Here is an 11872-nt window from a genome sequence, read left to right on the forward strand (position 1 = left end):
ATATACGGCACTCATTGGGTGTTAGGCAATCCTTCGGTAACGGGTATAGTGAAGCGGTGTCGCATGTGCGGCCCAGTACCACATCGGTACACATATGCTCGGTTCGCACGGCCGAGCAAGCGACGGCCATCCGGCCGGCATATGGAGGACTGTCTTGTTTAAAGCACTAGTATCAGCATTCCGGACTCCGGATCTGAGACGTAAGCTTCTGTTCACCATGCTCATCATGGCGATCTACCGTCTGGGAACCTACCTGCCAGCTCCGTTCGTGTCTTACTCGAACGTGAAGCAGTGTCTGGACCAGCAGGGCGGGGCCGATCTGCTGACGATGATGAACATGTTCTCGGGCGGAGCGCTCTTACAGCTGTCCGTGTTCGCGCTCGGAATCATGCCCTACATTACGTCGTCGATTATTGTGCAGCTCATGCGCGTGGTCATCCCGCGATTTGAGGAGCTCCACAAGGAAGGCCAGAGCGGTCAGGCAAAGCTCACCGAGTACACGCGTTACCTCACGATCTTCTTGGCCGTCCTCCAGGCCTCGGTCATGGTGTCCATTGCCAACTCGCAGCTCTTCCCGCTGTGTAATCTCGATCCGATCCCGAACGCCTCGCCGTGGAAGTACCTCATCACGATTCTTACCGTCACGGCAGGTACCGCACTTGTCATGTGGCTCGGTGAGCAAATCACCGAGCGCGGCGTCGGCAACGGCATGTCGCTCCTGATCTTCACCGGTATCGCGGCGTCCTTCCCAGCAATGCTGACGAACGTCTACCAGTCCGATGGTGGCGTCAGCCGCCTCCTGATCGTCCTCGCGATGTTCCTGGCGATCACGCTCGTCGTCGTGTTCGTCGAGCAGTCTCAGCGCCGCATCCCCGTGCAGTACGCCAAGCGCGTGGTTGGCCGCCGGACCTACGGTGGCACCTCCACTTACATCCCGATCAAGATCAACATGGCGAACGTGATCCCCGTGATCTTCGCATCCTCGATCCTCGCGCTGCCGCAGATGCTCACGCAGTTCGGCGATCCGAACGCGGGATGGGTGCAGTGGCTCTCGCTGAACTTCGCACCGACGTCGGGTTGGTACCTGCTCGCCTACGCGCTGCTCATCATCTTCTTCGCGTTCTTCTACACGTCGATTACCTTCAACCCGGAGGAGATCGCGGACAACATGAAGCGCTACGGCGGCTTCGTGCCGGGCATCCGCGCCGGCCAGCCCACCGCCGACTACCTGCGCTACGTCATCAACCGCATCAACTGGGTTGGTGCCCTCTACCTTGCAACCATCGCCCTGATCCCGCAGATCGTCTTCAACGCTATGGGCATTCAGTCCATGGCCTTCGGCGGAACGTCGATTATCATTTTGGTAGGCGTCGGCCTTCAGACGGTGAAGGATATTGACGCTCAGCTACAGCAGCGTCATTATGAAGGGTTCCTGCGATGAAATACCGTTTGCTTATCGTCGGTCCGCCCGGTGCCGGCAAGGGTACGCAGGCGAAGAACGTGTCGGAAGATCTGGGCATTACGTGGATCTCCTCGGGTGAGCTTTTCCGAGAGACGATCCGATCGGGCTCGGACATGGGCAACATGATCGCGTCCTACATCGACAACGGCGATCTCGTCCCAGACGAGGTGACCGATGCGATGATCGAGGACCACCTCGACGCGATTGATCCCAAGAACGGCTTTCTCCTCGACGGCTACCCGCGCACACTCGATCAGGTCTACGCGCTTGACCGCATGCTCGAGGCACATGACTCGCCTCTTGACGCGGTGATTCAGCTTGAGATCCCCGACGAGGAAATCGTCGGGCGCCTGCTCAGCCGCGCGCAGAAGGAAGGCCGCAAGGACGACACGGAGGACGTCATTCGTCACCGCATCGCCGTCTACCACGAGAAGACTGCGCCGCTACTCGACGTCTATCGCGACCGCGGTCTGCTCGTCGGCATCGACGGCCTTGGCACGATTGGTGAGGTGCGCGAGCGCCTCGTCGAGAAGGTCAAGGGGTTCCTCCTTGGCGCCGAGGTCGCTGAGTGATCGAATACAAGTCACCGGATCAGATTCGGCTCATGCGCCGCGCTGGTCTCGTGGTTGCGGACATCCATGATGCCCTGCGCGAGAATATCGCTGCCGGAATGACCACCAAGGACCTCGATGCCATCGCGCTTGAGGTTCTCGAGTCCGCCGGCGCAACCTCCAATTTCTACGGCTACTACGGCTACCCAGGGCAGATCTGCACGTCCGTCAACGACGTCGTTGTGCACGGCATTCCTGGCGAACGCGAGTTGCAGCCGGGGGACTTGGTCTCGCTCGACTGCGGCGCTGTCCTCGACGGCTGGCACGGCGATGCCGCGTTTACCGTGGTGCTGCCCGGGGGAGATGAGGCCGTGCGCGCCGAGCGCGAGCGGCTCTCCAAGATCACGCGGGAATCGATGTGGGTCGGTATTGCCGCGATGGCGAACGGCAAGCGCGTGAACGACATCGGCTCGGCGATCGACGACTTTATTACCGAGTTGCCCGAGGATAAGCAGCCGGACATCCTGCGCGACTACGTCGGCCACGGCATCGGCAGCTCGATGCATCAGGAGCCGGACGTGCTGAATTATCGCGTGCGCGGCCGTAGTCCGAAGCTGAAGAACGGCATGGTGCTGTGCATCGAGCCGATGCTCGCGGCCGGCGACCAGGCCACGAAAGTTCTGGATGACGATTGGACGGTCGTCACTACTGATGGCTCGGACTCCGCGCATTGGGAGCACATGGTTGCCAAGCATTCGCAGGGGATCTGGGTCTTGACCGCCCGCGACGGCGGCGCCGAGGGGCTTGCGCCGTTCGGTATTACGCCCGTCCCGCTATAAATCTTCTCTGCTGAACCGAGCGCGGGCCATCCACAAACCGATGAGGATGACTGCGATTCCGGTCCCCATCGCCCACCACGGTTCTATCGGCCCAGTCACGATCGCCGTCGACATCGGGAAGAGGCCGACGAAGCTGTAATCAGCAAGCGCGGGTATCGCGCTGAGGATCCCGCCGGCGAGCACGCCGACCACGGGAATGACGATGGCCGCGATGGTAGATGACGCGAGCACGCCGCCGAGTGCCCCGATCGTTGCCCACACCACCGCGCTAAGTGCCCACAGCCCGAGGCTGCCTGCGAGCCGGGCCCACTCGACGTCCGCGTAAAGCGCCTGCGTGATGAGCGCGACCGCCGCAGATCCCAAAGCGGCGATGGCGAGCGTCAGCGCGGTGGGGATGAGCCATGACACGTGAAGGAGGGCCGTGCGCGTCAACGGCTTGGTCAGCAGTCCGGTGGCCTCCCCGTTCCGTCGGAGCGTGAACGTCGTGTATCCAGCCCAGATTGCCACGACGAGCAGCACGATTTGATTGAGGTTGCTCATCCACTGCTGCCACGTCGTGATCGTGCTGGGTTCGCCGAGCACGCCCTCGAGTTCCATGCCGGTGGCTGCGCTGAGCAGTTGAGCTCCCCAGCGGCCCGTGACGATCGCAATGACGGCGAGGGCGCCGATCCCGAGGATCACGGTGACCAGCCCCCTGTTCCGGTACAGGCTGATTAGCTTCCACGTTGCAAAGCGCGCACTCATCGTGCCCCCGTCATCTCGAGGAAGAGTGCTTCGAGCGACTCGGTTCTGATTTCCTCGTAGGACAGGCCGTGCTCGTCGCAGTAGGCCTTGATTTCTTGCCGCTGCGTAAGAGCAGGCGATTTCACGACGACGTCGACGCCCGCGGCGCTTCGACGCGCGAATTCCGCCTTGGTCGCCGAGGCAAGCACCCGTCCGTCGTCGAGCATGACGATGTGATCGCACACCCTGTCAATATCTTCGATGCGATGGGTGGAGAAGATGATCGCGATTGAGGTGGACAGTGTTGAAATGAGGTCGAGAATGTCCGCGCGCCCTGCAGGGTCGAGCGCGCTTGTGGGCTCATCAAGAACGAGGATTGCGGGAGTGCCAACGAGGGCCCTCCCGAGCGCGAGACGCTGACGCATGCCGCGAGACCATCCGCCAACCCGACCACGAGCGTTGGCAAGGCCTACGATGCGCAGGATCGCAGACGCGCGTTCGCGGGCGTCGGCCGAATCAAGGCCAAGGAGGAAGCCTTCGGCAACTAACACGTCGCGTCCTGTCATCCACGAGTCGAATGCTGGCACGTCGGGGCAGTAGCCGATGTGCATGCGAGCTGACGGCCCCGGTTTCTCGCCTAGAACCGACACGGTTCCCGAATCGGCGTGGACGAGGCTGAGCAGAACTTTGATGAGCGTCGTTTTCCCCGCTCCGTTGGGTCCAAGAATCCCCACGGCTCCTCGAGCGCCGATGTCGAGGCTGACGCGGTCGAGAGCGCGGGTGTTGCCATAGCTTTTCGACACGTCGGTGAACTCCACTGACGTCTCGGTGGTCGCCGTCGGGAAGGCTTCGAGGAACGATGCGAGAGCGGACGGGTCGTACGCTGTGCGGTCGGCGGCGTCGGTGGTCTCGAGTTCGGCACGGCGCTGGGGGAGCAGGACGAAGATGCCAATGAGCGCGCCTACCAACTGCCCAAGGACGATCACAAAAAGTGACACGTAGTCTTTGCGCTCTTGGCCCCGAAAAAGTCGTAGCCATGCCACCGCTCCATAGACCTGGAGCGCAATTTGGCTCACGACCAGCGCGCCGATCAGCAGGCGCGCGGCGAGCGGCAGCTCAGACATTGGCCCTGTCCTGACTGGAATGGTCGACGACGTTCTCGAGGCCGGCCTTGATCGCGCGCGTGACGATGCCGAGCGGCGCGCCAAAGAGCACCAGCGGCTGTGCCACCTTGAGAGCCGTCGTGAGCCAGCCCGATGTGGCCAGAGATTCGAGCACTTTCAGGCCCACGGCCGCGTTGACTCCCGTGGCAATGGATCCCGTGATGAGCTTGTCCGAACGCTGTGTGCGCGTGGCGGCGAAGCCGGTCACGGCTGCCACGCCAATCACGTCAGCTACTGCGCTGCCACGATCGCTGTCACGATCCTGTCGGGTGGCTGCAAGGATTGAGCCGCCGATCGCGAGCCCTGCGGTGGCAGCTAACGCTGCCCGCATGCCTTGGGCGAACTGAGGGGGAATGGCGCCGAGAACGTCGTCGTCGAAATCGTCTGGTCGAATCCAGCCGAGCTTGACCGCGACCGCGCCGAGGTTAATATCCCAGCCGATGCCGATGGCGCGGGGGACGAAAATGCGGGGGTCGGCTGGATCCCACCAGCGCTCGCGGGCGTCAGGATCGGTGGCAAGGCCGTCGGTGTTGAAAATCCGTGTCATGAGGTCTCCTCGTCGAGGATTGAGTTAAGGGCGGTCTGCAGTTCTCGCCATTCGGCGGCAAGTGCCACGAGTTGCGCGCGGCCGCTTGCGGTGAACGAGTAGTACTTACGCGGGGGACCGGCGGGTGATTCCTCCCAGCGGGTGGCGAGGTGGCCGGCCTTGGCGAGGCGCTTGAGAATGGGATAGATCGTGCCGGAGGTGGCATCGAGGCCGGGGTAGTGGGCAAGCGCCTCCACGAGTTCGCCGCCGTAGTAATCGCGACGAGATACGAGCGAGAGGATCGCCAGTTCGACTGTTCCTTTGCGCATCTGCGACGACGATAGCCCGTCTTTCATGAGTGCCCGCCTTCCGGTTCGACTGGGAGAGTATCTAAGCTCTGCCCACTACTATGGTATGCACACTAGTGGGCGGTGCGCAAGACTAAACGAGATCCGCGCGTGACGCGATGCACCACAATCGCCCTTTAAATCCTTGTGATCTTTCCCGTAAACTAGAGCGTTGGTGCCCGTTGGGTACCCGTCGAAAGAACCCTTTCGATGTAGATGAATGAAGTTAGCGGGGGACATGGCGAAAGAAGGCGTCATCGAAGTAGAAGGCACGGTCTCTGAGGCCTTGCCGAATGCAATGTTTCGTGTCGAGTTGGAAAACGGGCACGTCGTGCTCGCGCATATCTCTGGCAAGATGCGTCAGCACTACATCAGGATCCTTCCGGAAGACCGCGTCGTCGTAGAGCTCACGCCCTACGATCTCAGTCGCGGCCGGATCGTATATCGCTACAAGTAATCCGCAATCGACCGCCGGAAATCCCGGCATAGGAAGCACCATAAATGAAGGTCAAGCCTAGCGTTAAGAGGATCTGCGATAACTGCAAGGTCATCCGTCGCAGCGGTCGTGTCATGGTTATCTGCGATAACCCCAGGCACAAGCAGCGTCAGGGTTAAACCTGCCAGATCCGTCAGCACATGCTGACAACGGGGTAACTCCCGTGACAATTGCATTATCAGCGGCAACGCAACCCTCAGTCCGGAGGCTGAGGCCCATCTGGGAGATAATGCTCCACACCTTCGGAATAAGACAATAGGGAGCCAATCATGGCACGTCTTTCTGGCGTTGATCTCCCGCGCGACAAGCGCGTCGAGGTTGCGCTCACATATATTTTCGGCATTGGTCGTACCCGTGCCCAGGAATCGCTGGAGGCCACCGGTGTAAACCCGGATACGCGCGTCCGCGATCTGACTGAGGACGATCTGGTCAAGCTCAAGAACCACATCGACGATAACTACAAGGTCGAAGGTGATCTCCGCCGTGAGGTCCAGGCCGACATTCGTCGCAAGGTTGAGATCGGCAGCTACCAGGGTCTGCGCCACCGTCGTGGCCTGCCCGTGCACGGTCAGCGTACGAAGACGAACGCACGTACCCGCAAGGGTCCGAAGCGCACCGTCGCAGGTAAGAAGAAGGCCTAGTAGGCCCGGGCAGATCAGGAGTTTTATACATGCCACCCAAGACACAGTCGCGTCGCCCGCGCCGTACCGCGCGTAAGAACGTCCTCAACGGACAGGCGCATATCAAGTCCACGTTTAACAACACGATCGTTTCCATCACCGACGCCAAGGGCGAGGTCATCGCACAGGCTTCGGCCGGCATGGTCGGCTTCAAGGGTTCGCGTAAGTCGACCCCCTACGCCGCTCAGCTCGCCGCAGAGAACGCTGCACGCCGCGCGATGGATCAGGGCCTGAAGAAGGTCGACGTTTTCGTGAAGGGCCCCGGCTCGGGCCGCGAGACTGCGATTCGTTCGCTGACCGCATCCGGCCTCGAGGTTACCTCGATTTCCGATGTGACCCCGCAGCCCCACAACGGTACCCGTCCGCCCAAGCGTCGTCGCGTTTGATCCACAGCCGGCCACCCTCGCGCCCTAAGCGCACGCAATGGCCGGCACCGCAGCGCCGAGTCCTCTCGGCACTGCACGGGGATGATCCCCACCAGAAGAATTTTCCTGGGTGTCATATAGCGGGCACCCGATGAAAGGACATCACCAGTGATCATTGAACAGCGGCCTACGTTGACGGAAGACCAGCTTTCCGACACACGTTCACGCTTCACGCTCGATCCGCTCGAGCCCGGCTTCGGCTACACGCTCGGCAATTCGCTGCGCCGTACCCTGCTCTCCTCGATTCCGGGAGCAGCAGTGACCTCGGTACACATCGACGGCGTGCTCCACGAGTTCTCGACGATCCCCGGCTGCAAGGAAGACGTTGCCGAGATTATCTTGAACCTCAAGGAGCTCGTTGTGACCTCCGAGCATGACGAACCCGTCCTCATGTACCTGCGCAAGCAGGGCCCGGGCGAGGTTCTTGCTTCGGATATCACGCCGCCGGCCGGCGTCGAGATTCACAACCCGGACCTCGTGATCGCCACGCTCAACGACAAGGGCAAGATCGAGGTTGACCTGACCGTCGAGCGCGGCCGTGGATACGTCTCCGCTGCGCAGAACAACTCGCCGGACTACGAGATTGGCCGGATCCCGATCGATTCGATCTACTCGCCGGTTACGAAGGTTTCCTACAAGGTCGAGGCCACCCGTGTTGGCCAGCGCACCGACTTCGACAAGCTGATCGTCGACGTCGAAACCAAGCCGTCTACCGCCCCGCGCGATGCGTTCGCATCCGCAGGCAAGACCCTCGTGGAGCTCTTCGGTCTGACCGCCGAGCTCAACGAGGAAGTGGAGGGCCTGGAGCTCAAGGAAGCCCCGGTTGTCGAGCAGCAGTCCTCGGATCTGCAGCGTCCCATTACGATCCTCAACCTTCCCGCACGTTCGCAAAACTGCCTGCAGCGCGAAGGTATCCACACGATCGGTGAACTTGTTATGCGTTCTGAGGCAGACCTCCTCGACATTCGCAACTTTGGCGCGAAGTCGATCGAGGACGTCAAGGATGAGCTCGCAAAGCTCGACCTTCGCCTGAAGGATTCGCCCGCAGGCTACATGTCCGGCTTCGGTGACGACGCCTACGGCATGCAGTTCAGCGACGACGCATAAGTTTGGATGTGCCCCACCCGATCGGCACGGTCGGGGACGGCCGGTGGCAACGGTGAGAGCCGAAGCCGCGAAGAAAGTTAGGAGAAATCATGCCCAAGCCCTCAAAGGGTCCGCGTCTCGGAGGCAGCCCGGCCAACGAGCGCAAGATTATTGCCAACCTGTGCAAGTCGCTCATCGAGAACGAATCGGTTGTGACCACGGAAGCACGCGCCCGCCGCGTGCGCCCGCACATGGAAAAGCTCATCACGAAGGCGAAGAAGGGCGACACCTACAACCGTCGCCTGGCCCTCAAGGTCCTCGGCGACCGCGAGTCGGCCTACATCCTCTTCGAGGAGCTCGCCCCGAAGTTTGCTGAGCGCAACGGTGGCTACACCCGCATCACCAAGCTTCCACACCGCAAGGGTGACAACGCTCCGATGGCCATGATCGAGCTCGTTCTTGAGCCGGTCTCGCCGAAGCAGGCCGTTGTCAAGGAAGCCGAGAAGGCTGCGCAGAAGGCTGCCGCTGCCGAGATGCCGGAGACGACCGAAAACGCTGAGGAAGCTCAGACGGATGAGGAAGCGGTGGAGAACGTCGAGGACGTTGAGTCGACTGATTCCGCAGACTCGGCCGAGTCCGCTGACTCGCCGGAAAGTGCTGACTCGCCGGAAAGCGCAGATTCGCCGGAGAGCGCTGACTCCGCAGACGAGGCCGACGAGAAGTAATTCTCGCTAGCAGTGTTCTGCTAGCACGTAATGCTAAGGGCCCGGTTTCCCGCAGGGAGCCGGGCCCTTTGCTGTGCGCATTGTGGTGCAGTGGTCTGGTAAGGCGCCGGTCATGTACCACTGGAGAGGGAGGGGCGCTCCCACGAGCAGGAGCATAATGAGCAATATGAAATCTCATCTCATGCTGCTCACCGCGTTCGCCCTCATTCTGGCGGGGTGTGGTTCGGCAGAGAGACCGCCGGAGGCCACTCCCAGCACCCAGACGACCGCGGCCACCGCTGAGCCGAGCGATGGGCCGCGAGCTGATTCCGGCCGACGCATCGCCTCCCCGGACTCCCGCCTCAACGAGGATGGAACCTCGGTTATTACGAGCGTCGATTTCGGCAACGTGGAGGTCGATGGGTACGTGGCACCCGCACGCGGAACTCTCATCACGCCGACTATGACTCACGGACCTGTGCCTCTCATCGTGGTCAACCATTTGCGTGCACCGAACTGCTCTGACGGCACGTACGCCTGGCCGTGCCCGGAGGGAACCGAGGAGATTCGCTTTGACGGTGGCATGGAGTACCTCGGCGAAAACCTTGCACGAGAGGGATACGCGACCCTCATCCCGGACCTCACGCCGCTGTGGGTGAGCGAGGACGTCAGCGATCCATATAGTCAAGCGGACTTGGCATACCAGATCGTGGGCGCGCTCCACAGCCCGCTGGGCTCGGACGTCCAGGGCGCGAGTCAGTTCTACGGAATGGATTTGGAGGGCGTGATTGACCTCGAGAGCGTCGGAATCATCGCGCACTCGCGCGCGGCGTTGACCGTCCCGTCGACAATAGAGATCTTCTATCCAGACCACGTCATCTCCGTGCTGGAATACGGGGCGGAGGCCGACCTTGAGGGCGCCTTCGATCCGCCCGCGTCCGACATCGCTACCCTGTTCGTCAGCGGCGACGAGGACGGCGTCGTCGGCAACGCGTCGAATCTGTGGCTTGCCGAGCGCATTCAAGAACCGCGCACCACGGCACTCGTTTCCATGCAGGTTCCTGGCTACGGGAACATGTTCATCAACAGAGAGCTGCAAAGTCCCGAGGTTGATGACAGGGAGGCGTGCGCTGAGGCGGAGTGCCCGAGCGCGGCCGATCACGAAGCCCTCCTTGCGGCGGTGGCAACCGATTGGTTCAATGCCACCATCTTGGGGGCCGAGACCGAGATTCCCCTCGACGCTCACGATCCGATTCCGCAGCAGTACGCCGGGATGGACGTGCGCTGGCTCGTTGCGACCCACGGTCGGGATGTGACAGCCGTGCCGCTCACGTCATTTACCGCAGTCGATGGCCACGAGGCCGAGCTGTGCAGGCACGCGGCCGATCCTGGGCAGCCGGCTTGCCCTGAACCCGAGGAGGGCACGATCACGACGACGAGCGAGCTGCTGCATTTGACAGGCGCCAGTGCCGACGTGGAGATCGAGAACCCGCTGCAGCTCGCCGTCCACGTGCTGCCATTCTCGGGCAGCGCCTCGCAACTGACCGTGACGCTTCATCTAGCAAGCGGGAAGACCCACGCGGTGACATTCGATACGGCGCTCGCGAGCAGCAACGGCGAGCACCTGACGATCCGAACACCGCTCCCCCTAGAGGTGCGATACGAGACGATCGTGGGCGTCGAGCTGGAGTCGGGCTCGCAGCCCGTCGAGGTGCGGGGAGTTGAGTTCCTGCACGCGGAGGACTGAAATCGTGCGTCCCTAGACGAATATATTGAAGCTAGGAACGCGCCTGGGGAATGCCCGGTTAGTGAGGATTCGTCCAATTAGATACGAAATCGTTGAGCATTTTCTGGCAAGTTTTATGCACAATTGAGTAAATCCACCTTCCATTATCGCGCCATAGTTGTGCCAAGCACACAGGATGCCTAAAGATTCAAAGACGAAAATGGAGGATGTGCTATGTCGAAGAAGGTTGTCGTCATTGGTGCAGGATTTGCCGGATTGGTAGCTGCTCGCGAGTTGCAAATGGCCGGCGTGGATTACGTCATTCTCGAAGCGAAGGACCGTGTTGGCGGTCGCGCGTGGACGGAAGATCGCATGGGACGCCCACTAGAGCTGGGAGCCACATGGGTGCACTGGTTCCAAGCGCACGCGTGGACTGAAGTCATGCGTTACGGTCAGCGTCTCGAAATTGAAGCCTCACCGGTTGGCAATGATGCCCACTGGGTCACTGAGGGCAAGGTCGTGAGGGGAACCGAACAGGATCTCGATGACAAGCTCGCTACCGCGATCGAGGCCACGTTTGAGGGTAACGAAGACATGTTCCCCAACCCATACGATCCGCTCTGGATTCTCTCCGATGATTACGATGGACCGGAAGAGTTGCGTGAGCGCTTCAAGGAACTCGACCAGAAGAACGCAATCGATGTCGTTCGCGAACTCGGTTTCGATCAGGAGACCATCGACCTCGTCGATGCTTTCTGGTCTGCTGGTTACATCGGCGATCCGTACACGGGCTCGGCGCTGATGGCTCAGCAGTGGGGTGCGCTCTCGGACAACCGCTACCGCGTGATGGAAGACATCACTCTCAAGTGGAAGCTGAAGAACGGCATGCGTTCGCTCTATAACGGTATGCGTGAGGATCTCACCGGCGAGGTTCGCCTCGAGACACCCGTTGCGAAGATCGAGCACCACGACGACGGCGCAACCGTCACCACAGTCGACGGCGAGATTATTGAGGCCGACGCCGTCATTTGTACAGTTCCGGTTGGCGCACTCCAGAACATTGATTTCGTGCCGGCCCTATCGGAGCCGATCCAGAAGGTCGTCAACGACAAGTGGAATGCCACCGGTGCCAAGATCTGGATCA

At 61.2% G+C, this 11872-nt stretch carries 15 protein-coding genes; 11 read left to right on the forward strand and 4 right to left on the reverse strand.

The window, feature by feature from the left end:
* Positions 1–154: 154 nt before the first annotated feature.
* Genes secY through map form a run of 3 tightly spaced genes read left to right on the forward strand, consistent with a single transcriptional unit; the run spans position 155 to position 2852 of the window.
* Positions 155–1441, forward strand: a complete 1287-nt coding sequence (secY, locus tag ACHFFR_RS00030) for a preprotein translocase subunit SecY (RefSeq protein WP_394262225.1) — start codon at positions 155–157, stop codon at positions 1439–1441.
* Positions 1438–2034, forward strand: a complete 597-nt coding sequence (locus ACHFFR_RS00035) for an adenylate kinase (protein ID WP_394262226.1) — start codon at positions 1438–1440, stop codon at positions 2032–2034. Before secY ends, ACHFFR_RS00035 begins: the two co-directional genes overlap by 4 nt.
* On the forward strand, positions 2031–2852 hold the full coding sequence (map, locus tag ACHFFR_RS00040; protein WP_394262227.1) for a type I methionyl aminopeptidase: 822 nt from the start codon (positions 2031–2033) through the stop codon (positions 2850–2852). Before ACHFFR_RS00035 ends, map begins: the two co-directional genes overlap by 4 nt.
* On the opposite strand, the gene ACHFFR_RS00045 is transcribed toward map, so the two are convergent.
* Genes ACHFFR_RS00045 through ACHFFR_RS00060 form a run of 4 tightly spaced genes read right to left on the reverse strand, consistent with a single transcriptional unit; the run spans position 2847 to position 5620 of the window.
* Positions 2847–3596, reverse strand: coding sequence for a hypothetical protein (locus ACHFFR_RS00045; protein WP_394262228.1), 750 nt, complete (start codon positions 3594–3596; stop codon positions 2847–2849). The two genes, map and ACHFFR_RS00045, sit on opposite strands and share 6 nt — an antisense overlap.
* The gene (locus ACHFFR_RS00050) at positions 3593–4699 is read right to left on the reverse strand and encodes an ABC transporter ATP-binding protein (RefSeq protein ID WP_394262229.1); all 1107 of its coding nucleotides are present in this window, start codon (positions 4697–4699) and stop codon (positions 3593–3595) included. The genes ACHFFR_RS00045 and ACHFFR_RS00050 overlap by 4 nt, the downstream gene beginning before the upstream one ends.
* Positions 4692–5285 (reverse strand): DUF5808 domain-containing protein, encoded by a 594-nt coding sequence (locus tag ACHFFR_RS00055; RefSeq protein WP_394262230.1) that lies wholly within the window; start codon positions 5283–5285, stop codon positions 4692–4694. Before ACHFFR_RS00055 ends, ACHFFR_RS00050 begins: the two co-directional genes overlap by 8 nt.
* The gene (locus ACHFFR_RS00060) at positions 5282–5620 is read right to left on the reverse strand and encodes a PadR family transcriptional regulator (RefSeq protein ID WP_394262231.1); all 339 of its coding nucleotides are present in this window, start codon (positions 5618–5620) and stop codon (positions 5282–5284) included. The genes ACHFFR_RS00055 and ACHFFR_RS00060 overlap by 4 nt, the downstream gene beginning before the upstream one ends.
* Positions 5621–5849: 229 nt before the next feature.
* Between ACHFFR_RS00060 and infA the strand changes: the two genes are divergently transcribed.
* The 8 genes from infA to ACHFFR_RS00100 form a co-directional block, all read left to right on the forward strand.
* Positions 5850–6068, forward strand: coding sequence for a translation initiation factor IF-1 (gene infA / locus ACHFFR_RS00065; RefSeq protein ID WP_394262238.1), 219 nt, complete (start codon positions 5850–5852; stop codon positions 6066–6068).
* A 44-nt stretch (positions 6069–6112) separates the two neighbouring features.
* Entirely contained in the window at positions 6113–6226 is a 114-nt protein-coding gene (rpmJ, locus tag ACHFFR_RS00070; protein ID WP_307682136.1) for a 50S ribosomal protein L36, read from the forward strand.
* A gap of 150 nt (positions 6227–6376) precedes the next feature.
* Positions 6377–6748, forward strand: coding sequence for a 30S ribosomal protein S13 (rpsM, locus tag ACHFFR_RS00075; protein ID WP_394262232.1), 372 nt, complete (start codon positions 6377–6379; stop codon positions 6746–6748).
* Positions 6749–6777: 29 nt separating this feature from the next.
* Positions 6778–7173 carry a 30S ribosomal protein S11 gene (gene rpsK, locus ACHFFR_RS00080; RefSeq protein WP_394262233.1) on the forward strand — a complete coding sequence of 132 codons (396 nt, stop codon included), beginning with the start codon at positions 6778–6780 and terminating at the stop codon, positions 7171–7173.
* Positions 7174–7320: 147 nt separating this feature from the next.
* Positions 7321–8319, forward strand: coding sequence for a DNA-directed RNA polymerase subunit alpha (locus tag ACHFFR_RS00085; protein ID WP_394262234.1), 999 nt, complete (start codon positions 7321–7323; stop codon positions 8317–8319).
* Between the two features lie 89 nt (positions 8320–8408).
* Positions 8409–9023, forward strand: a complete 615-nt coding sequence (rplQ, locus tag ACHFFR_RS00090; protein WP_394262235.1) for a 50S ribosomal protein L17 — start codon at positions 8409–8411, stop codon at positions 9021–9023.
* Between the two features lie 166 nt (positions 9024–9189).
* The gene (locus ACHFFR_RS00095; protein WP_394262236.1) at positions 9190–10749 is read left to right on the forward strand and encodes a hypothetical protein; all 1560 of its coding nucleotides are present in this window, start codon (positions 9190–9192) and stop codon (positions 10747–10749) included.
* 213 nt (positions 10750–10962) lie between these two features.
* On the forward strand, positions 10963–11872 hold a 910-nt coding region (locus ACHFFR_RS00100; RefSeq protein ID WP_394262237.1), incomplete at its 3' end, for a flavin monoamine oxidase family protein.

Origin of the sequence: Trueperella sp., assembly GCF_043424875.1 — a bacterium.
Classification (GTDB): Bacteria; Actinomycetota; Actinomycetes; order Actinomycetales; family Actinomycetaceae; genus Trueperella.

Excerpts from the sequence above, each read along its gene's own strand:
- ACHFFR_RS00035 (WP_394262226.1), top strand. The coding sequence starts at position 1,438 with ATGAAATACCGTTTGCTTATCGTCGGTCCGCCCGGTGCCGGCAAGGGT.
- ACHFFR_RS00045 (WP_394262228.1), bottom strand. The coding sequence starts at position 3,596 with ATGAGTGCGCGCTTTGCAACGTGGAAGCTAATCAGCCTGTACCGGAAC.
- ACHFFR_RS00050 (WP_394262229.1), bottom strand. The coding sequence starts at position 4,699 with ATGTCTGAGCTGCCGCTCGCCGCGCGCCTGCTGATCGGCGCGCTGGTC.
- ACHFFR_RS00055 (WP_394262230.1), bottom strand. The coding sequence starts at position 5,285 with ATGACACGGATTTTCAACACCGACGGCCTTGCCACCGATCCTGACGCC.
- ACHFFR_RS00060 (WP_394262231.1), bottom strand. The coding sequence starts at position 5,620 with ATGAAAGACGGGCTATCGTCGTCGCAGATGCGCAAAGGAACAGTCGAA.
- infA (WP_394262238.1), top strand. The coding sequence starts at position 5,850 with ATGGCGAAAGAAGGCGTCATCGAAGTAGAAGGCACGGTCTCTGAGGCC.
- rpmJ (WP_307682136.1), top strand. The coding sequence starts at position 6,113 with ATGAAGGTCAAGCCTAGCGTTAAGAGGATCTGCGATAACTGCAAGGTC.
- rpsM (WP_394262232.1), top strand. The coding sequence starts at position 6,377 with ATGGCACGTCTTTCTGGCGTTGATCTCCCGCGCGACAAGCGCGTCGAG.
- rpsK (WP_394262233.1), top strand. The coding sequence starts at position 6,778 with ATGCCACCCAAGACACAGTCGCGTCGCCCGCGCCGTACCGCGCGTAAG.
- rplQ (WP_394262235.1), top strand. The coding sequence starts at position 8,409 with ATGCCCAAGCCCTCAAAGGGTCCGCGTCTCGGAGGCAGCCCGGCCAAC.
- ACHFFR_RS00095 (WP_394262236.1), top strand. The coding sequence starts at position 9,190 with ATGAAATCTCATCTCATGCTGCTCACCGCGTTCGCCCTCATTCTGGCG.